Below are 21,329 nucleotides of genomic sequence, written 5' to 3'. Positions count from 1 at the left end.
CGGGCTCATGCGCTCGTGACGATCACTCGAGGAGCGCCTCCACATGACCAATGACAACGACACGATCCGAAGCTTTCGGCGTCCGGCGCAAAGGCTTACCGCCACCCCATCGCATAAATTCGCGATCGGGGTTCGCGTGATCCAAAAATTCGGCGCCGCGACGGGGACCGATTCGTTCAGCATCTCCCGCCATCTGCCAGACGCCGGCGCCGGCCTGCAATACCGGATGAAGAGAGAACGCGATGGGCAAGAAAGAGTCGCCGTAGAATCCGCTCTCGAACTCGTCGCGCGGGAAGACTTCATGCAGTAGTTTCTGGAGGCAATCGATGGACGCGAAGCAATATACAACGGAAGCCGCCCTCTATTTTTCCAAAGCGGCCAATTCGCATTCGAAGTCCCTCAATTTTCGGCGCTTCGAGCACGCCTCGGAGGCTATTCGCTTCGCCGTAGAGGAGCTTACGCCAAAGGCGCTCGCCGGCTGTTCCCTGGAAGTGGATGAACAGCATTTTTTCGGCCGCGAGATTAGGCCGCTTTACGATAGCGAAGATTATCCGTTACGCCGCCGGTGATATAGAGCCGCGTATATCGCGCCTGAGACGGCCGCGCCTGAAGTCGGATTGAAAAATCTTGCTAGAGCGCGGCGTCGCGCCACGCGCGGGTCCCCTCCTTAAGCTGCTTTAGCATTTGCGCGCCTCGTCCCTTCGAAGCGTGGCGCCCTATCTGTCCTTGTGAGCGCGATCAGGCGGAAGGCCTGAGCGCAAGCGAGGATCAGTACAATGGCCAAGACACCGAAGATGGCCAAACCATACGCCAAGCCATACGCCACGACCGACGCAAAGACTTCTGACGACATCAGCGGCGCGACGGCTCCGCTCGCCTTTGCCGGAATCGGCTCCGCACTGGCCGCAGGTTTGGGCGTCGCCGCGGCAGGACTTTCCGTTGCATTCATGTGCGCCATCGCCGGCGCGATCGGCGGAGCGGTCCTCGGCGTGTGGTTAAACCGCCGCTGAGGCCATTCCTGCTCAAGGCGCTGAGAGGCCAGGCGACGATCAGGCCCGGTGGGGGCCGCGTGCGAAGGCGCACATTCGCACGGTTCTGTATCGGGTAGCGTTCTCCTCAGCAAAACAACAGGAGGACGTCATGTCGAACTTCACCAGCGCGATTGTCGGAGCCATCATCGGGTCGGTCATCTTCTTTGGAGTCGGCGTTGGCTTGGCTCACGCACACACCGCGCCCCAGCAGACGGGATCTGTTGTCTATGTCGAGGCGCCTTAAGCGCGCCTCGGCGACCACGCTCGAAACAGCAGATGGTCGAGGGAGATCGCGCCGGGCCCACGGGCGATCAACACGGCAAGGATCGCCATCCAATAGGCATGGACCGTCCACCATGCATCGGGATAGACGAAGATCTGGATGACGATTGTCATCGCCAGAAGAATGAACGCCGAGAGGCGCGTCAAAAGCCCAAGGACAAGCAGCAGCGGCAGGACGAATTCGAGGCCGCTCGCCACATAGGCGGCGGTGGTCGGCGAAATGAGCGGCAGTTTATATTCGTCGGCGAATAGCGCGAAGGTCGCGCTGCGCACCGCTGTCGGGATCTGAAACGACAGATCAAGGCCGAAAATTTCGCGGCCTAGAGTTGGTCCTTCAATCTTTGTCTGACCGGAGACGAAGAACGGATGCGCGACGACTATCCGCAGAAAAAGCGCGATCAGCGAATAGGGGATCGCATCCAGCCAGCGTGCAATCTTTCTTATGAAATCCATTACGTTCAAGCTCCATCAATGATCGCCGCGGCCACGATAAAACGCGTTTTTAAGTTCAGTGCGCGACGCTGAGGGCCACGAAGGCTCCAGTCAAGAGAAGCTCGCGCAAGCATTCGGTCAGTTTAAAATCCGCCGCGACGGCGGTCGCCGCATTCACGGCTTCGCCGAATGTTCCTCCGCTCCTCAGCGCATCGACGAAGGCCGATCCGCCGGCGGGAAGCGCTGTTACCTTGATCGCCAGCTCGGGCCGAACGACAAGCGCCTCTTCGCCGTGGTCCAGCTCCACTGGCGTCATCTCCTCGTCCGACATATGCCGCCGCCAGATCGAAACGATCGGATAGGCGGACGCCACGACATGCGTCGAGGGATGCAGAACAGCCGTTGCGCTCTCCAATCGATCGAGCGGCAGGGCGCGCAGGGAATCCAACGACAGCGGCGCGGCGTCAGCGGCGTGATAGGCTTGGCCGACGGCATATTCCAGCCGCGCGACGTCCGGAAGGTAAGGAAGTTCGCGCGCCGGCGCGAAGTCCGAGACGAATGTCGCAAACGCGTCGCCATATTCGAAAAGCATCGGCGTGCGCGGAAGGTGTTCGCGCACATAGCATTGCGCCATAGCGCGAAAAAATTCATCGCCGACCAACTGCAAGCAAATTGGAAAGCGCTCCGCCAGCGCGTCGACGAGTCCGACGCACACATTATTGCGATAAATCGCGAAGCGTCGCTCTGGCGGAAAGCCGTGGCTTGCTTCAAGCCCGTTCGGCGGCGGCAGCTCGGGGTCGAGCAGGGCGCGGACAAATGCGTTCTGATCGACGTCAGCCGATGTCGTCATGAAGCGCTTCCGATCTCAAGCTGTCTTCAACAGCACGCCGCCGCCCTTCGAGGAACGCCTCCGCTTGCGTGGCTTGCGCCAAGAGGGTCGGCCAGGAGGGAATGTCATTGTCCCATTCGATCAGCGTCGCGACCGGTCCGCGTCGCGCCAGCGCGCGCTCATAGAGGCGCCAAACCGCGTCAGGGACGGGCGCGCAATGCGCGTCGATCAGCAGAGGGTCGCCAATCTCATCGACATTGTTGGCATATCCGGCAAGATGAATCTCTTCGACATAGGACATCGGGAAGGCGTCGATATAGTCCTTCGCCGAGAAGGCGAGGTTCGTTGCGCTGACATAGACGTTGGTCACGTCGAGCAGCAGCCGGCAATCCGTGCGGCGCACCACCTCGCGCAGGAACTCGATCTCCGAATATTCCGAGGATCGGAACCGCAGATAGGCTGCTGGATTTTCGAGCAGGATCGGCCTGCCGAGCGCTTCCTGGATTTCATCCACATGAGCGACCACATGCGGCAATGTCGTCGCGTTGTAGGGCAGGGGCAGCAAGTCGTTGAGAAAGCGCGCGCCCTGCGTCGACCAGGCGAGATGTTCGGAGAATGCGGCGGGATCGTACTGCTCGACAAGACTCTTCACGCGCTGCAGATGCGCGCGATCGAGAGGTTCAGCGCCGCCGACGGACAGGCCGACGCCATGGATCGAGAGGGGCCAATCTCGGCGCAAACGCATAAGCTGCGCGTGCGGAGTTCCGCCGGCGCCCATGTAATTCTCGGCGTGGATTTCGAAAAAACCGACATCGCGCGCCGAGGCTTCGATGTCGGCGAGATGCACGCTCTTGAAACCGACTCCAGCACGAGCGGGCAGCGAGGACGCTGCGCGCTCGCGGCGATGTTCGGGGGCGGATTGCGCGCCCATGCCGGGGCCTCAGTGCGAAATCGGCTCGAGGCTGCCCTTGCCCTTGGGCGTCACGATCGACGTGCACGTGCCCTTCGGGACATATTTCCATGCGTCGCCTTGATAATTGGTCTTTGACGTTCCGGCGCAGCTGGTTCCCGGGCCCGCAGCGCAATCATTCTTACCCTTCAAAGAGACGCCGAAGCACTTTTCTTGGTCGTTCGCGGCCTTAGCGGTTTCCGCCAGAGCGACAGCCGTCGCGAAGGCGCCCGCGATGGCAAAGGCGGCGCAAAGCTTCTTGTCCGACATTCTGATCTCCCTCTGCTTGCGTCCGATTCATCCATAAAAGGCGATCGGTTGAAATCTGACGTATTCGGCGTGCAATTCAAGACGACCGTTCGCCGTCTCAAGGGTCAATTTCGTCGCGACGGCGTCAAAGGTTACAGCCGAAGGCATTCATCGAAAACCGCGAAAAAGTCGAGCTAGGTGAGATGGCGCGCGGACGCTTGATCGATTAGGACTAGCGTTATCGAACGATGCGCCGCCGCTGTGTCGGAAGCGGCGGAGCGAGCGACGCAGATTCGCAGTGGACATGAGCGAATTGAGCGATACGTCGAACGACCGGGAAAGCCGCTGGCGCGCGCTCATGGCGTCGGCGCAGGACGGCGACCATGCCGCGTATGGCGAGCTCTTGTCTGATCTCTTTCCCGTTTTGCGCCGGTTCGTCGTGCGAAAATGGCCGAATGCGCATGACACGGAAGACGTGGTTCAGGAAATCCTCGTGTCCATTCACACGGTGCGCCAGACCTATGATCGCGAGCGTCCGTTCACGCCCTGGCTGATGACCATCGCGGCGCGGCGCGTCGCCGACGCCGCGCGAAGTCGTTACGCGCGCGGCGCCAACGAAACGACGGTCGATATCTTGCCTGAAACCTTTGACGGCGACGGCGCGAAATCCGAACAAGAGACGAGGGACGATCGCGAGGCGCTTCGCCGAGCCATGGCGATCCTGCCGGCTGGCCAGCGCCAGGCGATTGAATTGATCAAGATTCAAGGTCTTTCGCTGGACGAAGCGTCTCGGGTAACGGGGAAGAGCGTTGGTTCGCTGAAAGTCGGAATCCATAGAGCCATCAAGGCGATGCGGCAGGCCCTGGAGCGGATTGGCTAGCGAATGTTGAACCAAGACCTGATCAAAGCCCTGACGGACAATTGCGCGCCGATACGCCCGCTCCCGCATCCTGCCTGGCGCGCGCTCGTTTGGTTCGCGGTTTCGCTTTGTTATGTCGCGATCGTGGTGGCGGTCATGGGGGTGAGGCCCGACTTTGTCGCCAAGATCGCCGATCCGCAGTTTGCGACGGAATTGGCTGCGGCGTTCCTGACGAGCGTCGTCGCCGCAGCTGGGGCCTTCAGCGCCGGCTGTCCGGCGCGCCCGATCTGGGAGCGGCTCGCGGCCGGATTGTTCTTCTTGCTCTGGGCAGGCGCGCTCGCCGTTGGATGCTGGAGGGACGTCAACGCCTTCGGCGTGTCCGGTCTCCTGTCGCATTCGGACATCTATTGCCTGCCCACCATTCTCGCCATTAGCATCCCCGCGTCGGTATTGATCCTGTCGATGGTCAAACGCGGCGCGCCCATTGCGCCATTCGTGACGATTGGACTTGCCGCGCTCGCATCGACGGCCTTGGCGGCGGCGGCGCTACGTCTGTCCTTCAGACAGGACGCGGCGGTGTCGGTCTGCATCTGGCAATTCGGTTCCGTCGTCCTGCTGACGGGAATCGCCTCGCTGTTCGGCCGGGCGCTCCTGCATTGGACCATGCGCGACGAGTTGATCGCCTCTTTTCAAGCGCATCGCCGCTAATCTTACGCTCCAGAATTAGGAAAGCGGCGCGGAACGGACGAAGAAAACGCACCCTTCCGCGCCGCATGGCTTACATCTCAGCGACCTTGCCGCCCTTCGCCTCGCACGCCGCTGCTGATTTTTCGGGCACCCACCCCTGACCCTTGCATGAGTTCATGCCCTTGCAGGCGTTGTTCGCGGTCTTGCAGAGGCTCGTCCCCTTGCATGAATTGATTCCGGCGCAATGGACAGACTTGCTCATTTTTTTGGCGAGCGCCGGCGCGGGCGCCGCGCCGCTCAGAACCAGGGCTATCGCGGCGGCGGCCATTGAGGCGCCCGAAACACTTTTGACGTTCATTTCCATCTCCTTGAAAATCTGCTCGCACGACGAGCGTTCCAGGTTCACGGGGAACCTGCCGACGCTATTCGTCGCCGCTACGAATAAGGTTACAGCGCGCGGCGCGTGCGAGGAGCGGGCGTCGCTCTCGACTTCGGCCTTGGCGCCCGCGCGGGCAAGGACGACGCGCCCGCTCCGCCCTGCGTCTTTAAAAAGTCCGTTGTGAAAAACTTCTGTAGTATCGCGGATTTGATCGATTGGAGATCATGCGTGATCCGCTGAATTCGGAGAAGATTAGTGACAGGCATATACTTTGCTGTGACAATTAATTCGATTTTGGGATCAGTTCCGCAGTCGACAAAAATTTGGAGACGCCGTGTATCCACCCCTCCGCGGCTTTTTGCGCCGCTGCCATGAACAGTTCGCCGCCGACGATTCCGGCGCGGTCGCCAATTACATTCCGGAATTGACGAGGGCCAACCCAGCGCATTTCGGCGTCAGCTTCGCAACGATCGACGGCCATGTCTATGAAGTCGGCGACAGTTCCACGCCTTTTACGATCCAGTCGATATCGAAGGCCTTTGTATTCGCGCTCGCCCTGGAAACACTTGGCCATGAGCGCGTCGAGTCGGTGATCGGCGTCGAGCCTAGCGGCGAAGCTTTCAATTCGATTCGACTGACGGGCGACAACAAGCCGTTCAATCCCATGGTCAACGCTGGAGCGATCGCCTGTTCCGGTCTGATCCATCAGCATGAGGGCGACGGCGCTTTTGACCTCATCCATCGGACGCTGGGCCGCTTCGCCGGACGCGAACTCGACGTCGACGAAGCGGTGTTCGCCTCGGAACGCGCGACCGGAGACAGGAACCGCGCTATCGCCTGGCTGCTTCGTAATTATTCGGTGCTCGGCGACGACGTCGACGCCGTTCTGGACGTCTATTTTCGTCAATGCGCCGTGCTCGTCACCGCGCGCGATCTGGCGGTCATGGCGGCGACGTTGGCCAACTGCGGCCGCAACCCGCTCACGGGCGAACAGATCATTTCCTCTTACGTCGTGGCGCGCACGCTCTCGGTGATGACGAGCTCCGGCATGTACGACTATGCCGGCGAGTGGATCTATCGGGTGGGAATTCCCGCAAAGAGCGGGGTCGGCGGCGGAATCATCGCCGCCCTTCCGGCGCAACTGGGGCTCGGCACCTTTTCCCCCCGGCTCGACAGTCATGGCAACAGCGTCCGGGGCCTGAAGGTCTGCGAGGCGCTATCGGCGCATTTCGGATTGCATGTGCTCAATCGAAGCGATGATGTGCGCACCTGCATCATTAGCGATTACCACGCAGCCGGTGTTTCCTCGCGCCGCAACCGACAGAATTTTGAGCTGGCGATTCTTCATGAGCGCGCAAGCGACATTCGGGTGATCGAACTCGTCGGCGCGCTCTCATTCGCCACAATGGACTACGTCTCGCGCAGGCTGGATGGCGAAGGGCCGCCAGGCGAGCTGCTGATTTTGGACTTTCGACGCGTTCCGAGCGCGACGACCGCCGCTGCGCGACTCCTGGCGGAGGCGCTCGCTGGCCTCGCTACTCGCGGCGTCACCCTCATCGTCACCGGCTTTGAAAAGGTGTCGCAGCTCTGGCAGGCGATAGACGCAGAGCGCAACGTTTTGCCAAAACTGCGTCATTTTTCGCTGCTCGACGACGCAATCGAATGGGCTGAGGATCAGGTGATCTATCGCTATGGCGGCTTCGAAGGCCTGGCCAAGACGACCCATCTCGGCGAGCAGGCGCTACTCGCTGGGCTGTGTTCGGATGAAATAGACCACATCGCCGCGATCGGGCTCGCGCGTGCTTTCAAAACCGGCGAGCGGATCATCGCCGCCGGAGATCCCGCAGCCTCGCTGTTCTTTCTGCAAAGCGGCATGGTCAGCGTGAAATTGCGTAGCGGTGCGCGATTGGCGTCGATTTCGCCAGGCATGGCATTCGGCGAGATGGCGCTCATCGAACGCGAGCGCAGCGCCGACGTGTGGGCCGACACGGCGGTGCAGTGCCTTGAATTGCCGCTGAGCGCTTATGCTTCGTTCCGCAAGAGCCATCCAGCAAGCGGAGAGCTGATCATGCGAAATCTTGCAGCGTTATTGGCAAGGCGCCTGGTGCTCGCCAACGCCAAAGTCGACCTGCTCAGCGCCTATTGATGTGCTACGCCGCGCTCTTAGGCGTCATGCTTGGGGCCGTGGCCGCCTGCAGGAGCATCGCGCGCGTCTCGTCAACCGAGAACACTCTGGTGAGGCGATTGCGGCTCAGATGCCCTGCGGCGACGTCCGCGATCTCAAGGGCCGCAGCGGTGGTTTCATCGGGCGCCTCGAAGAGCGCAAATCCGTCGTATTCTGCGCCAGGCGTGTAATATAATCCGATGAGGCGCCCGCCGAAGTGCTCAAGAAGCGCTTCTGAAGCCGCGGCGCGATCCTGGGGCGCCTTGATGAGGGTCGCCCAAGCGGCAGGAGAATAGGCAAACTGCGCCAGGAACAAGGGCATCTTTTCGTCCTCTGTCCGGAGGCGGCAGTTTGCGCGTTTCGGCAATGCTTGGCAATGCGGGCGGGCGAGGCGCTGCGGAGCACGATTTGCCTTCTGGTAGCGCTGCCCTTACGTCGTCTGCGTTATGCGCCGGTCAAGAATGGCCGGTTTAATGCGAACGTTAAAACCGGAGGTGAGATGCTGTTGGCTTTTGTGGCGGCGCGCGGCGGCGATGGTCACGGGAGAGTCGCAAGCGCATTGTTTAAAACGCTCGCGGCGTTGGTGTTTCTCGCCCAATCAGCAGTGGCGCGCGCAGAGGGTCCGGCCCCGGAAGTGGTGGTCTCCCGCCCGCTCGCCAGGACGATCCCGCGCTGGGACGAATATACGGGTCGTTTCGAGGCCTTAAAGCAGGTCGAGGTGCGCGCGCGCGTCTCCGGCGCTCTGGAAAAGATCAATTTCACCGATGGGCAGTTCGTCAAAGCCGGCGACGTCCTCTTCGTCATCGATCAGCGGCCATATCAGATCGCGGTCGACAGCGCGCGTGCGGAACTCACTCGAGCGCAGGCGCAAGCCGTGGTGTCGACCCGAGATTATGCCCGCGCTCAGGAGATGACGCAGGGCCGTACGATTACCGCGCGCGACGTCGATCAGCGCAAAGCGAGCAATGATATCGCCAGGGCGCAGGTCTTGAGCGCCGAAGCCGCGCTTCGCAACGCGGAACTCAATCTGGAATGGACGCAGGTCCGCGCGCCGATCGCCGGGCGCGTGTCGGACCGTCGCGTCGATTCGGGCAATCTCGTTCAGGGCGGACAGGCCGATGCGACGTTGCTCACGACGATCGTGACGCTCGATCCGATTCACTTCATCTTCGACGCCTCCGAGGCCGACTACATTCGCTATGCGCGCTCAGCGGAGCGCCCGAAAGAGACCTCGCGCGAGTTTAAAAATCGCGTTTCGGTGCGGCTTGCCGACGAGACCGAGTGGACCCGCAGCGGCGTCATGGACTTCATGGACAATCAGCTCAATCGGCGCTCGGGCACGATCCGCGGCCGGGCCGTCTTCGACAATAAGGACTATTTTCTGACGCCCGGCACGTTCGGGCGTCTGCGCCTGTTCGGCGGCGACGTCTCCGCGCTGCTCATTCCCGATGCTTCCGTCGTCTCCGATCAGACGAGCAAGACCGTGCTTGTCGTGTCGGACGACAACAAGGTCATCGCCAAATCGGTGAGTCTTGGCCCCATTCACAATGGTCTGCGCGTGATCCAATCCGGCCTCGACGCGAAGGATCGGATCGTGATCGGCGGGCTCGCAAATCCAATGGTTCGATCCGGCGCGACCGTTCAACCCAAGGAAGGCGAGATCAAGGAAGCGCCAGTCGCGGTTAGCGACCGATAGTCGTCGAGATCAGGAACGCTATGCGCATTTCGCACTTCTTCATCGAGCGGCCGATTTTTGCGGCGGTGCTTTCCGTGCTTCTGACGCTTGCGGGAGCAATTGCGCAAGGCTCGCTTCCTGTCTCCGAATATCCGGAAATCGCGCCGCCGACAGTGAATATCAGCGCCACCTATCCCGGCGCGTCGGCGGACGTGATCGCCGAGACCGTGGCCTCGCCCATTGAGCAGGAGGTCAATGGCGTCGACGACATGCTCTACATCACGTCGCAATCGACCGGCGACGGACGCGTGTCGATCGACGTCGTGTTCAAGCCGGGCGTCAACATCGATCTCGCGCAGGTGCTCGTTCAGAACCGCGTCGCCATCGCCAACCCGCGCTTGCCGGAGGAAGTGACGCGTTTCGGCGTCGTGGTGAAGAAGGCCTCGCCGGATCTGATGATGGTCGTCCATCTGCTGTCGCCCGACGGCTCGCGCGACCAGCAATATATTTCGAACTACGCGACGCTCTATGTGAAGGACGCCATCGCCCGAATTGACGGGGTCGGCGACGCGCGCCTCTTTGGCGCGAGAGACTATTCGATGCGCATCTGGCTCGATCCGGCGAAAGTCGAGGCGCGCGATCTGACGGCGGGCGACGTCATCGCCGCTTTGCGCGGCGCCAATCTGCAAGTCGCCGCGGGCGCGGTCAATCAGCCGCCGGCGGCCTCGGCGGGCGCTTTCCAGCTATCGGTGCAGACTCTGGGACGGCTCAGCACGCCGGAGCAATTCGGCGACATCGTCATCCGCGCCGACGCCGACGGCCAGATTTACCTGCGCGATATCGCGCGCATCGAATTCGGCGCGCAGGATTATACGCTCAACGCCTATCTCAACCACGACGTTGCGACGGCGCTCGGCATCTTTCAGCGTCCCGGTTCGAACGCCTTGCAGACCGCCGAAGCCGTCAAGCAGGAGATGGAGCGGCTCAAGAAGAATTTCCCTGCCGGCGTCGATTACACGGTCGTCTACAACCCCACCGAATTCATCCAGCAGTCGGTGGACGAAGTCGTCCATACGCTGCTCGAGGCGATCGTCCTCGTCGTCCTCGTCGTCATCCTGTTCCTGCAGACCTGGCGCGCGGCGATCATTCCGGTGGCGGCGATCCCGGTGTCGCTGATCGGCAGCTTCGCCGTAATGAAGGCCGCCGGCCTCAGCTTCAACACGCTCTCGCTCTTCGGCCTGGTGCTGGCGATCGGCATCGTCGTCGACGACGCGATCGTCGTCGTGGAAAATGTCGAGCGCTATCTCGCGCAGGGGCTCTCGCCCAAGGAAGCCGCGCACAAGACGATGGATGAAGTTGGCGGGGCGCTGATCGCGATTGCGCTTGTGCTCTGCGGCGTGTTCATCCCCACCGCCTTCATCAGCGGCTTGCAGGGCGCGTTCTATAAACAGTTCGCCATCACCATCGCCAGCGCCACGCTGATCTCAGCCTTCGTTTCGCTGACGCTGTCGCCGGCGCTGGCGGCGATGTTGTTGAAGCCGCATGATGTGGAGGAGGAGGAGAAGACGCATCGGCTGAGCTGGGCGCATGCGCCGCTGCGTCGCTTCTTCGACGCCTTTAACGCCGCGTTCGACAAGGTCTCGACGGCATATGGCGCGGCGACAGGCCGTCTCGTGCGGCTTGGCGTCGTCATGCTCGCCGTCTATGCGATCCTCATCTTTTTCGCCTTCGATTTGCTGCGTCGAACGCCGACCGGCCTCATTCCGCAACTCGATCGCGGCTATGTGATCGCCGCTTTTCAATTGCCGCCCGGCGCGACGCTCGATCGCACGGACAAGGTCATGCGCGCGGCGACGGACATTATTTTGAAGCGCGCGGGCGTCAAGGACGCTGTCGTTTTCACCGGCTTTGATGGCGCGACATTCACCAATGCGCCGAACACCGGCGTGATCTTCGTCACGCTGGAGGCCTTCGAGGAACGTGCAAAGAAGGGGCTGTCCTCCGCGCAGATTCAAGCCGACCTTTACGGCCAGCTGTCCAAGCTGAACGACGCCTTCGTCTTCGTGCTGGCGCCGGCTTCGGTTCCAGGCATCGGCACCGGCGGCGGCCTCAAGGGCTATGTGCAGGATCGCGCCGGGCGCGGACTTCCCGCGCTCGAAAACGCGACGTGGACGCTCGCCGGCGCGGCGGGGCAGTCGGGAGAATTCACTCAGGCGTTCACGCTGTTCAACACGCGCACGCCGCAAATCTTCGCCGACGTCGATCGCACCAAGGCCGAGCTCATCGGCGTGCCGATCTCGCGCGTTTTCGAGACGCTCTCGGTCTATCTCGGCTCGACCTTCGTCAACGACTTCAACGTCCTTGGACGCACTTACCGCGTCATGGCGCAGGCGGATGATCCCTTTCGCCTGACGCTGCGCGACATCGCCAATCTGAAGACCCGCAGCGCCTCGGGGGCGATGGCGCCGATCGGCGCCGTCGCCACTTTCCGCGACACGACAGGCGCGTTCCGCGTGCCGCGCTACAATCTCTATCCGGCCGCCGAGGTGCAGCTCAATCTCGCGCGCGGCGTCTCCTCCGGCCAGGGCATCGCGGCGGTCGAGAAGCTCGCGGCGGAAAAGCTGCCGCAAGGGTTCGGCTTCGAATGGACCGAAATCGCCCTGCAGGAGAAGCTTGCCGGGAATACCGCCGCGATCGCGTTTGGCCTCGCGGTGGTATTCGTCTTTCTGCTGCTCGCCGCGCTCTATGAGAGCCTGCTGCTGCCGGTTTCGGTGATCCTCATCGTGCCGATGTGCATTCTCGCGGCGATGCTCGGGGTCGTCTCACGGGGGCTCGATCGCAACATATTGGTCGAGATCGGGCTCGTCGTGCTGATCGGCCTCGCGGCGAAGAACGCCATCCTCATCGTCGAATTCGCCAAGCAGGCGGAAGACGCTGGGCAATCCAAATTCGACGCCGCCGTCACCGCCGCCCGCACGCGTCTTCGGCCCATTCTGATGACGTCGCTGGCTTTCATTCTCGGCGTGCTGCCGCTCGCCGTCGCCGAGGGCGCGGGCGCCGAGATGCGCCAGTCGATCGGCACCGCCGTGTTCTTCGGCATGCTCGGCGTGACGTTGTTCGGCCTCGCGTTCACGCCGACCTTCTACGTGGTCGTGCGCATTTTCGCGCGGTATTTCCAGTCGGGGAGCGCCCGCGACTCCACGCCGGCGGCTGCAAGGTCGGACGGGAGTTTCGCGCAAGAGATCGGTTTGCACGAAGCAAAAAAGATTGATCTGGGCCGACCCAAGAGGTGGCTCGACGACCTTCGGCGCAGGCTTCAATGACCCAAGCGCGGCGCAGAGCCGCGCCTGGCGCAGACTTATTGGAAATGTTCTTCGCGCAGCTTCGTGCTCTGCGTCGGGGCGAATTCACGACGGCAGGCGGGGCTCAACCGCGCGATGTTCTGCTGCAGACAGGACTCGATCTCATCGACGAAGGGAATGTCGGAGCTGCAAAATCTCATGGCGTCGCCCATGCAGTCGGAGCGTTCCTGCGACGTGCCCTGAGCGTAGGCGGGGGTCGCGGCGGCGAACGCCAAGAGAAACGAGAAGAGAAACGAGAACGGAATGAGCTTACGCATGTTGATCCTTTCACACCTAAGCGTCTGTAATGCGCAAACCTAAGCGTAGAACCGTTCTTGAGAAAAGCAAAGCGGGTTCAACTAAGCTTTTCTTGTTCATCGTAACTTGGCGATGGCGCTGGGATTTGCTCGGCAAGGGCGGCGCGGGTGAGACGCAAGAGGTCGTCGAGCGAGGGACTGGACAGGGCGTCGCCTGACGGTTCGAAACGCACGACGGGATCGCGCGTGCAGAGCCGCAGACAGTCGCGCGTCGTAATGGCGAGACGGCCGGAAGCCAGTTCATTCGAAAAGGCCTGGGCAAAAGACGTCTCGACCGACGCGAGCAGCATGCGGCCTTTCCCTTCGGCGTCGCAGCGCGGGCCGACGCAGACGAGGAGACGAACGGGGGGAGCGTTCACGGCGCTTCATAGATGGGGTGTTGCGCGCAGAGCGCCGCGACGTCTTTGCGGACAGTTTCGATGAGCGCGTCATCGCTCGGATTTTTCAGCACCCGGTCGATCCTTCCCGCGATCGCTTCGAATTCGGCGACGCCGAAGCCGCGCGTCGTTCCGGCGTTGCTCGAAAGGCGCAGGCCCGACGGCGCCTCGGGCGGACGCGGATCGAAGGGGATCATATTCTTGTTGACGGCGAGGCCGGCGCGCTCCAGCGCCTTGGCGGCGACATCGCCAGTCAAACCGCGCGCGGCAAGATCGACGAGCATCAGTCCCATATCCGTGCCGCCCGTGACGATGCGCAGGCCGGCGTCTGCAAGAGCGCGCCCTAGCGCCCGCGCATTGTCGATCACCGCACGGTTGTAGGCCGTAAATTCCGGCCGCAAGGCTTCGCCAAGGCATGCCGCCTTGCCGGCGACGCCATGCAGCAGCACCGAGCCTTGCACGCCCGGAAATATGCCGGCGTTGATCCGGCTGCTCAAGCCCTCGTCGTTCCACAGCACCATCCCGCCGCGCGCGCCGCGCAGCGATTTGTATGTCGTCGTCGTCACGACATGCGCATGGGGCAGGGGATCAGGATAGAGGCCGGTCGCGACGAGGCCGGCGAAATGCGCCATGTCGACGAGAAGATAGGCGCCGACCTCATCGGCGATCGCGCGCATCGACGCGAAATCGATGGCGCGCGCATAGGCGGAGCCGCCGGCGATGATCATGCGCGGCCTTTCGCGCCGCGCGAGATCGCGCACCTCGTCGAGATCGATGCGTTCGGACTCGCGGCTGACGCCATAGGAGACGATTCTGTAATCGCGCCCGGTCAGCGTCGCCGGATGGCCATGGCTGATGTGGCCGCCGGCGGCGACATTCATCGAGAGGATCGCATCGCCGAGTTTCAGTAGGCCGAGAAACACGCCGGCGTTGGCGTTGGAGCCCGAATGCGGCTGCACATTGGCGAAGCGGCAGTTGAACAGTTTCTTCGCCCGTTCGACGGCGAGCGCCTCGATGGCGTCGGCGAATTGCGCGCCGCCATAATAGCGCGCAAAGGGCAGGCCCTCGACGGTCTTGTTGGTGAGGATCGAGCCCTGCGCCTCCAGCACCAGCCGCGAGACGATGTTTTCGGAAGCAATCAGTTCGATGCCGTCCTGCTGGCGCCGCAACTCGCCGGCGATGGCCGAGGCGAGCTCGAGGTCGGCGGAGAGGCCGAGATCTAAGTGTGGGCTATGCGCCGTCATGATTGCTCAGTTCCGGGGCGCCGATACCTCTCTCGATCAATCCAAACGCGAATGTCGTCGTCGTTGCGCGTAGTGTTAAACGCGAACGCTTTCGTACAATAACGGATTCGTCGCAGGCGAATTGGGACAGAGAGCGCATTATTTGCTCGCGCCGCGTTTGCCTAAGCAGTCCTCATGCTGAGGAGGCGCCTGCAAGGCGCCGTCTCGAAGCACGAGGGCTGCGCTGACAGTCGTTGGTTTCTGAAGGCGGCCCTCGTCCTACGAGACGCGCGCATTGCGCGCTCCTCAGGATGAGGGCCTTTGGCTCACACATCCAAATTCGCGACGTTCAGCGCATTCTCCTGAATGAATTCGCGGCGCGGCTCGACGACATCGCCCATCAGCTTGACGAAAATGTCGTCGGCCTCCACGGCTTCCTTCACCTTCACCTGCAGGAGCGAACGCGCGTCGCGGTCGAGAGTCGTCTCCCAGAGCTGTTCGGCGTTCATCTCGCCGAGACCCTTGTAGCGCTGGATCGTCAGGCCCTTGCGGCCGATCGAGTTCATCGCATCATAAAGCGCCAGCGGACCGGAGAGCGGGGCCTCGTCGCCACGCCTGATCAAGGTCGCCGGCGCGGCGAAGATTTCACGCAGGCTCTCGGCGCGCTCATGCAGCTTGCGCGCCTCGCTTGAATTCAAGAGCGATGCGTCGAGCGTCACGGCATGAGTCACGCCGCGCAGCGTGCGCTTGAAGACATATTCGAGACTTTGGCCGGCCTCGCGCACTTCGCCCGTCCAGCCGCGTTCGGTCTCCTCCGAAATCGCATCGAGGCGTCGCGAGATGTCGTCGGCGTAGCGCTTCGCCTCCGCTGCATCCGTCAGCGGCGTCAGATCGCCGGCCATCGCCGCCTGTTCGATGACGGCGCGGTCATAGCGCGAATGCAGGCTCAGCATCACATTGCGGAACGCGCGCGTATCTTCGAGCGTTTGGCGCAGGTCGGCGCCGGCGCGATCTTCTGTGCCGGTGCGCAGCACCGCGCCGTCCAGCAGACTTTCGATCAGATAATCTTCAAGCGCGCGTTCATCTTTCAGATATTGCGTTGACTTGCCGCGCATCACTTTGTAGAGCGGCGCTTGGGCGATGAAGATATGCCCGCGCTCGATCAGCTCCGGCATCTGCCGATAGAAGAAGGTCAGAATCAGCGTGCGGATATGGGCGCCGTCGACGTCGGCGTCCGTCATGATGATGACTTTGTGATAGCGCAGCTTGTCGACGTTGAATTCGTCGCGGCCGATGCCCGTGCCGAGCGCGGTGATCAGCGTGCCGATCTGTTCGGACGACAGCATCTTGTCGAAACGCGCGCGCTCGACATTGAGGATCTTGCCGCGCAGCGGCAGCACCGCCTGGAATTCCCGATTGCGGCCCTGCTTGGCCGTGCCGCCGGCGGAGTCGCCCTCGACGATGAACAGTTCGGCCTTGGCCGGATCGCGCTCCTGGCAATCGGCAAGCTTGCCTGGAAGATTGGCGACGTCGAGCGCGCCCTTGCGGCGCGTCAGTTCGCGCGCCTTGCGCGCCGCTTCGCGCGCGACGGCCGCTTCGCACACTTTGGAAACGACGGTCTTGGCTTCGGCTGGATGCTCCTCCAGCCACTGGCCGAGCAATTCGTTGACGATATTCTCGACGGCCGGACGCACTTCCGAGGAGACGAGCTTGTCCTTCGTCTGCGAGGAGAATTTCGGGTCCGGCACTTTCACCGACAGAACGCAGGTCAGTCCCTCGCGGCAGTCATCGCCGGTGAGATCGACTTTCTCGCGCTTGGCGACGCCGGAGGATTCGGCGTAGCCGGTGATCTGGCGCGTCAGCCCGCCGCGAAATCCAGCCAGATGCGCGCCGCCGTCCCGCTGCGGAATGTTGTTGGTGAAGGCCAGCACATTTTCGTGGTAGCTGTCGTTCCACCACAGCGCGACTTCGACGTTGATCTGGTCGCGCTGGCCGTGAATGAGGATCGGCGCCGAGACAAGCGGCGTCTTCGCGCGGTCGAGATAGCGCACGAAAGCTTCGAGCCCGCCCTCGTAATAAAGCTCGTCGCGCTTGACCTCTGCGTGTCGCGCGTCGGTCAGAACGATGCGCACGCCGGAATTCAAAAAGGCGAGTTCGCGAAGCCGATGCTCGATCGTCGCAAGGTCGAACTCGGTCATCGTGAAGGTCGCGGAGGACGGCAGAAACGTCACTTCGGTGCCCCGCTTGGGCGCGCCGTCGACGACCGGCGCGTCGCCCACGACGACGAGCGGCGCGACCGCGTCGCCATTGGCGAACTCTATTGCGTGTTCTTTGCCGTCGCGCCAGACGCGCAGCTTCAGCCACACGGAGAGGGCGTTGACCACGGAGACGCCGACGCCGTGCAGACCGCCAGAAACCTTGTAGGAGTTCTGGTCGAACTTTCCGCCGGCGTGCAGCTGCGTCATGATCACTTCGGCCGCTGAGACGCCTTCCTCGGGATGGATGTCGGTCGGAATGCCGCGGCCATTATCGAAAACCGTACAAGAGCCGTCTGCGTTGAGCGTCACGTCGACATGGGTGGCGTGGCCGGCGAGCGCCTCGTCGATAGCGTTGTCGACCACCTCGTAAACCATGTGGTGGAGGCCGGTGCCATCGTCCGTGTCGCCGATATACATGCCGGGACGCTTACGCACGGCGTCGAGGCCACGCAGCACCCTGATTGACCCTGCGCCATATTCCGCCGGGTCGTCATTCCGATTGTCGCTATCGCTCATATTTTTTGGGAGTTTCCGTGCTGTTGAGGCTCATGATTCGAACAGACGATCTTACCTCAAATGGCGGCGTCAATGCACGGAAATAGTTGACGATTGGGCGCTTTTGCCAGGGATTCGCCGCCCACGCCGGCGCCCCGCTGTCTCTTTAGGTCGGGCTGGAACGATTTCATGCGGCCGCTAGTTCACAGGCGGGGCGACGCGCTCGCGTTTCGGGCTGGCTAAGTTCGCGGGCCGCCAAGAGAAAGTCACTTTCCATGAAAGCGCTCACCTTCCACGGCAAAGGCGACATTCGCTGCGAGAGCGTTCCCGACCCCAAAATCGAAGACCCGCGCGACGCTATCATCAAGGTCACCGCCTGCGCGATCTGCGGCTCCGATTTGCACATTTTCGACGGCATCGTTCCTGAAATGCATACTGGAGACGTGCTCGGGCACGAAACGATGGGCGAGGTCGTCGAAGTCGGGTCGGAAACAAAGAAACTGAAGGTCGGCGACCGAGTCGTGGTGCCCTTCACCATTTCCTGCGGCGAATGTTTCTTCTGTCAGCGCGGCTATTTCTCCGCCTGCGAGCGCACCAACCGTGACCACGCCAAAGCTGAAAAGCTCTGGGGACACTCTCCGGCCGGTCTGTTCGGCTACTCGCATCTCCTTGGCGGCTACGCCGGCGGCCAGGCGGAATATCTGCGCGTGCCGCACGCAGACGTCGGGCCCATCAAGGTTCCCTCTCAGCTTCGCGACGATCAGCTGCTGTTTTTGTCCGACATTTTCCCGACGGGCTATATGGCGGCCGAATTCTGCGACATTAAGCCCGGCGACGTCATCGCGATCTGGGGCTGCGGCCCGGTCGGGCAATTTGCCATCCGCAGCGCGTTCCTGCTGGGCGCCGAACGCGTCATCGCGATCGACAAGGCGCCTGAGCGGCTCAGCCTCGCCAAAGCGGCCGGGGCGGAGACGCTCGACTATAGCAAGGTTGATGTTTACGAGGCGATCCAGAGCCTGACGAAGGGCCGAGGCGCCGACGCCTGCATTGACGCGGTCGGAACCGAACCCGACCCGACCGCCAGCATCGACTCGATGATCGACCGCGCCAAGGTCGCGACATTTCTTGGGACCGATCAGCCGCATGTGCTGCGTCAGGCGATTCACTGCTGCCGCAATTTCGGAACGGTGTCGATCGTCGGCGTTTACGCGGGATTTCTCGACAAGGTGCCGCTGGGATCGGCGATGAATCGCGGCCTCACCTTCCGCATGGCGCAGACTCCCGTGCAGCGCTATTTGCCGCGGTTGCTTGAACGTATCGAGTCCGGGGATATCGATCCATCCTTCGTCGTCACGCACCGCGGATCGCTCGAGGACGGGCCTGAGCTCTACAAGACTTTTCGCGACCGGAAGGACGGCTGCGTGAAAGTCGTGCTCACGCCTTGATACGTAACTCTTAGTCCCCGGATACGTTCGGAGGATCGCGGTCGCGGAGCTTCGCGCGGCGGCGGAGAATGCCGCGCGTCACCACGTCAACGCGTAAGGCGAAGAGCAGGGCGATGATCAGAAATGTGGCGCCTATAAACCAGGCCGTGAATCCGACAAGAGCGCCGACAGCCAGCCAGACCACACTAAGGGCCAATCCGAATATCGCCAGTACGGTAGTCATTCTGCCCGATAATTGTTGTCCGTTGCGGAAACAGGAGACCGCCGCTGTCATGTTCTACACGCCATGAGGCTTACCCCAATTTTTCTCAATTGTGACGCGAAATCTCGCGAAATCCCCTCTTCATTCGTTCATATTCGCGTAATACGAGTGTTTTTTCATCTATAAATCTCAGGTTGCTGCATGCCGAGCGCCTACGCGGCGCGCCCTCAAACATGGGTGGCGCATCCGGGCGTGACAAGCATAGGCTCGGCCGACTTGCCTAACGGCGCAAATAGGGCGGGGTCTGCGCCAGTCATCCAGACCTGGCCGCCAAGCGCCTGTAGTTCCGCGTAGAGAGCCTCCCGACGCTTCACGTCGAAATGCGCGGCGATCTCGTCGAGAAGAAGAATCGGCGCATGTCCGGTCATGGCGTTGATCAGCTTCGCATGGGCCAGAGTCAGCCCCGTCAGCAGGGCTTTCTGCTCGCCGGTCGAACAGGCCCGAGCCGCCTCATTCTTTGGACCGTGGCGCACCGCGAGATCACTCGTCTGTGGACCGATTAACGTTCGTCCAGCGGCGGCGTCACGACGGCGCGACGCGGCGAGTTCGCCGCGGTACCATTCCTCCACCGCGAGCGCTGGCTCGAGAGCCAGCCGCCGCTCCAGTTCGCCCTCGATCGTCACCTCCGCCCAAGGGAAGGGCGAGGCGTCGTCGCGGCCTGCGGCGATCAGCGCGACAAGCCGCGAAACGGTCTCGCGTCTCGCGGCGGCCACGGCGACGCCGAGCGCAGCGATCTCCTGCTCAGCGGCGTCGAGCCAGCGCCGGTCGGCGACGCCTTCTTCGAGAAGCCGGTTTCGATTACGCAGCGCCCGCTCCAGCCTGTTGGCGCGCGCGCCGTGCTCGGCGTCGACGCCGAGCGCCAGCCGATCCAGAAAGCGCCGTCGTTCGCCGGCCGCGCCGGAAAAAAGTCCATCCATCGCCGGCGTGAGCCAGAGCACCCGCACATGATCGGCGAAGGCCCGCGCTGAGCTCACAGGCAGGCGATCAACGCGAAAAAGCCGCTCGCCTGACGGCGTCAGACCATGGCCGAGCTGGGTCGTTACGCCATCGGCTTCGACTTCGATCGAGACGGCGAAACCGCCGGCCCCGCCACGCCTCGCGCATTCGGCGAGTTCTGCGCGGCGCAGGCCGCGGCCGGGCGAGAACAGCGACAGCGCTTCGAGCAGATTGGTCTTACCCGCGCCATTCTCCCCAAAGAGCGCAACCATCGTCGACTCGAACCGGCAATCGAGCGCCGCATAGGAGCGGAAGTCGCTGAGCGTCACGCGGCGCACGCGCGGCGCGCTCTTGGTCGAAAGGGCCATCATGACGCCGTCGCGTCGAACCGACGAGACGCCTTCGCGTGAGCGATCATTGCGCGCGGGAAACGCGGCGTCCCGGCGAGAGGATGGCGTAGCTGTGGGGTCCGGTGAAGGACGTCATAATGGCCTCGATCAAGGGCTCGTCCGACCTTTCGGCGGTTGACCAATCGACCGTGAAACTGGCGCCCGTGCCGCCACGAACGTCGTCTTGCGCGATGATGACCTGCAATGAGGCGTAAGGCTTCAGAGAGATGGGTTCATTCAGGTAGCTTTCGATCAACTGACCCGAGCCGCTGCGGTATTCGATCTTTTCGATCGCGAGAACATTCGTCGCCGAGGCGTTGTGAATCGACAGTGCGCCAGAGAAGTTCAACCGCGTCACGCCGCCTTGCCCGATGAGCGTCGAATGCAGCGGAATCAGCGTGCGCCCGCGAAGGGCGAGTTTCTCCGCCGGGGCAGGTGTCGTGGCGTCGGGGCTGACGATGACGGGCTGAGCCGACGGCAGCGGCGACCGCGCCGCGCACTCCGTGACGAAGGCGCTCACGACCAAAGCGAGCGCAAGAACACGCGGGGCAAGAACACGCGGGGCAAGAACACGCGGGGCAAGAACACACGGGACAAGGCTAAGCGGCATTGCGCACATCTTTTCCTTTCGACTCGACATCTGCGGCGCCGGCGCACACTAGCATCGCGCTGCGAAAGGTCTAATCGAATGTCATTCGCCGTGGAGGTCGACGGTTGGGCATGCGCGACGCGGCGTCGCATCGCGGAAGC

General features: G+C 62.4%; 23 protein-coding genes. 10 read left to right on the top strand and 13 right to left on the bottom strand.

All coding sequences use genetic code 11. From position 1 onward, the window contains the following. Positions 1-43: 43 nt before the first annotated feature. The 4 genes from ACPS74_RS03135 to ACPS74_RS03120 all read left to right on the top strand — a co-directional run bounded on the left by ACPS74_RS03135 (position 44) and on the right by ACPS74_RS03120 (position 1,275). Positions 44-310 (top strand): hypothetical protein, encoded by a 267-nt coding sequence (locus tag ACPS74_RS03135; RefSeq protein ID WP_029652060.1) that lies wholly within the window; start codon positions 44-46, stop codon positions 308-310. A gap of 16 nt (positions 311-326) precedes the next feature. Then, positions 327-569 carry a hypothetical protein gene (locus ACPS74_RS03130; RefSeq protein ID WP_018408069.1) on the top strand — a complete coding sequence of 81 codons (243 nt, stop codon included), beginning with the start codon at positions 327-329 and terminating at the stop codon, positions 567-569. A gap of 207 nt (positions 570-776) precedes the next feature. Next, a complete protein-coding gene (locus tag ACPS74_RS03125; RefSeq protein WP_018408070.1) occupies positions 777-1,010 on the top strand; it encodes a hypothetical protein in 234 nt (77 codons plus the stop codon). A gap of 130 nt (positions 1,011-1,140) precedes the next feature. Next, on the top strand, positions 1,141-1,275 hold the full coding sequence (locus tag ACPS74_RS03120) for a hypothetical protein (protein ID WP_255722864.1): 135 nt from the start codon (positions 1,141-1,143) through the stop codon (positions 1,273-1,275). Here ACPS74_RS03120 and ACPS74_RS03115 read toward each other — a convergent pair. The 4 genes from ACPS74_RS03115 to ACPS74_RS03100 are packed head-to-tail and all read right to left on the bottom strand — an operon-like array spanning position 1,272 to position 3,793. Next, complete coding sequence (locus tag ACPS74_RS03115) at positions 1,272-1,766, bottom strand: DoxX family protein (RefSeq protein ID WP_029652061.1); 495 nt, start codon at positions 1,764-1,766, stop codon at positions 1,272-1,274. The genes ACPS74_RS03120 and ACPS74_RS03115 overlap by 4 nt on opposite strands. Before the next feature lie 55 nt (positions 1,767-1,821). Beyond that, complete coding sequence (locus ACPS74_RS03110; protein ID WP_029652062.1) at positions 1,822-2,595, bottom strand: DNA-binding domain-containing protein; 774 nt, start codon at positions 2,593-2,595, stop codon at positions 1,822-1,824. Continuing rightward, positions 2,579-3,505 (bottom strand): DUF692 domain-containing protein, encoded by a 927-nt coding sequence (locus ACPS74_RS03105; RefSeq protein WP_029652063.1) that lies wholly within the window; start codon positions 3,503-3,505, stop codon positions 2,579-2,581. Before ACPS74_RS03105 ends, ACPS74_RS03110 begins: the two co-directional genes overlap by 17 nt. Before the next feature lie 9 nt (positions 3,506-3,514). Continuing rightward, on the bottom strand, positions 3,515-3,793 hold the full coding sequence (locus ACPS74_RS03100; RefSeq protein ID WP_014893121.1) for a BufA1 family periplasmic bufferin-type metallophore: 279 nt from the start codon (positions 3,791-3,793) through the stop codon (positions 3,515-3,517). A gap of 283 nt (positions 3,794-4,076) precedes the next feature. Between ACPS74_RS03100 and ACPS74_RS03095 the strand changes: the two genes are divergently transcribed. Together ACPS74_RS03095 and ACPS74_RS03090 are read left to right on the top strand one after the other, a co-directional pair. Beyond that, complete coding sequence (locus tag ACPS74_RS03095) at positions 4,077-4,652, top strand: sigma-70 family RNA polymerase sigma factor (protein WP_029652064.1); 576 nt, start codon at positions 4,077-4,079, stop codon at positions 4,650-4,652. Positions 4,653-4,655: 3 nt separating this feature from the next. Beyond that, positions 4,656-5,339 carry an NrsF family protein gene (locus tag ACPS74_RS03090; protein ID WP_029652065.1) on the top strand — a complete coding sequence of 228 codons (684 nt, stop codon included), beginning with the start codon at positions 4,656-4,658 and terminating at the stop codon, positions 5,337-5,339. A gap of 70 nt (positions 5,340-5,409) precedes the next feature. Here ACPS74_RS03090 and ACPS74_RS03085 read toward each other — a convergent pair whose 3' ends face one another. Further along, positions 5,410-5,676 carry a hypothetical protein gene (locus ACPS74_RS03085; RefSeq protein ID WP_029652066.1) on the bottom strand — a complete coding sequence of 89 codons (267 nt, stop codon included), beginning with the start codon at positions 5,674-5,676 and terminating at the stop codon, positions 5,410-5,412. Between the two features lie 355 nt (positions 5,677-6,031). Here ACPS74_RS03085 and glsA point away from each other — a divergent pair, with 355 nt between their 5' ends. Further along, on the top strand, positions 6,032-7,843 hold the full coding sequence (glsA, locus tag ACPS74_RS03080) for a glutaminase A (protein ID WP_029652067.1): 1,812 nt from the start codon (positions 6,032-6,034) through the stop codon (positions 7,841-7,843). Between the two features lie 4 nt (positions 7,844-7,847). On the opposite strand, the gene ACPS74_RS03075 is transcribed toward glsA, so the two are convergent. Then, a complete protein-coding gene (locus ACPS74_RS03075; RefSeq protein ID WP_029652068.1) occupies positions 7,848-8,183 on the bottom strand; it encodes a GYD domain-containing protein in 336 nt (111 codons plus the stop codon). Between the two features lie 177 nt (positions 8,184-8,360). Between ACPS74_RS03075 and ACPS74_RS03070 the strand changes: the two genes are divergently transcribed. Beyond that, positions 8,361-9,557 (top strand): efflux RND transporter periplasmic adaptor subunit, encoded by a 1,197-nt coding sequence (locus ACPS74_RS03070; protein ID WP_051381860.1) that lies wholly within the window; start codon positions 8,361-8,363, stop codon positions 9,555-9,557. A gap of 20 nt (positions 9,558-9,577) precedes the next feature. Beyond that, a complete protein-coding gene (locus tag ACPS74_RS03065) occupies positions 9,578-12,859 on the top strand; it encodes an efflux RND transporter permease subunit (RefSeq protein WP_029652070.1) in 3,282 nt (1,093 codons plus the stop codon). 35 nt (positions 12,860-12,894) lie between these two features. On the opposite strand, the gene ACPS74_RS03060 is transcribed toward ACPS74_RS03065, so the two are convergent. The 4 genes from ACPS74_RS03060 to gyrB form a co-directional block, all read right to left on the bottom strand. Further along, on the bottom strand, positions 12,895-13,155 hold the full coding sequence (locus tag ACPS74_RS03060) for a hypothetical protein (protein WP_029652071.1): 261 nt from the start codon (positions 13,153-13,155) through the stop codon (positions 12,895-12,897). Between the two features lie 77 nt (positions 13,156-13,232). Continuing rightward, the gene (locus tag ACPS74_RS03055) at positions 13,233-13,553 is read right to left on the bottom strand and encodes a (2Fe-2S) ferredoxin domain-containing protein (RefSeq protein ID WP_029652072.1); all 321 of its coding nucleotides are present in this window, start codon (positions 13,551-13,553) and stop codon (positions 13,233-13,235) included. Then, positions 13,550-14,815, bottom strand: coding sequence for a serine hydroxymethyltransferase (gene glyA, locus ACPS74_RS03050; RefSeq protein WP_029652073.1), 1,266 nt, complete (start codon positions 14,813-14,815; stop codon positions 13,550-13,552). Before glyA ends, ACPS74_RS03055 begins: the two co-directional genes overlap by 4 nt. Before the next feature lie 305 nt (positions 14,816-15,120). Beyond that, complete coding sequence (gene gyrB, locus ACPS74_RS03045; protein WP_029652074.1) at positions 15,121-17,568, bottom strand: DNA topoisomerase (ATP-hydrolyzing) subunit B; 2,448 nt, start codon at positions 17,566-17,568, stop codon at positions 15,121-15,123. A gap of 254 nt (positions 17,569-17,822) precedes the next feature. Between gyrB and ACPS74_RS03040 the strand changes: the two genes are divergently transcribed. Next, on the top strand, positions 17,823-18,992 hold the full coding sequence (locus tag ACPS74_RS03040; protein ID WP_029652075.1) for a zinc-dependent alcohol dehydrogenase: 1,170 nt from the start codon (positions 17,823-17,825) through the stop codon (positions 18,990-18,992). A gap of 10 nt (positions 18,993-19,002) precedes the next feature. Here the strand turns inward: ACPS74_RS03040 and ACPS74_RS03035 are convergent, their stop codons facing one another. From ACPS74_RS03035 to ACPS74_RS03025, 3 genes are all read right to left on the bottom strand, one after another. After that, positions 19,003-19,266, bottom strand: coding sequence for a hypothetical protein (locus ACPS74_RS03035; RefSeq protein ID WP_157055310.1), 264 nt, complete (start codon positions 19,264-19,266; stop codon positions 19,003-19,005). A 155-nt stretch (positions 19,267-19,421) separates the two neighbouring features. After that, entirely contained in the window at positions 19,422-20,561 is a 1,140-nt protein-coding gene (gene recF, locus ACPS74_RS03030) for a DNA replication/repair protein RecF (protein ID WP_029652076.1), read from the bottom strand. 43 nt (positions 20,562-20,604) lie between these two features. Continuing rightward, positions 20,605-21,099, bottom strand: coding sequence for a DUF3124 domain-containing protein (locus ACPS74_RS03025; RefSeq protein WP_239754434.1), 495 nt, complete (start codon positions 21,097-21,099; stop codon positions 20,605-20,607). Positions 21,100-21,329: the final 230 nt, after the last annotated feature.

This window comes from Methylocystis sp. SB2 (assembly GCF_049817085.1).
In the GTDB taxonomy this organism is placed as follows: domain Bacteria; phylum Pseudomonadota; class Alphaproteobacteria; order Rhizobiales; family Beijerinckiaceae; genus Methylocystis; species Methylocystis rosea.
The sequence above is the reverse complement of the archived record's forward strand: the minus strand, read 5'-3'. Positions and strand labels throughout refer to the sequence as shown.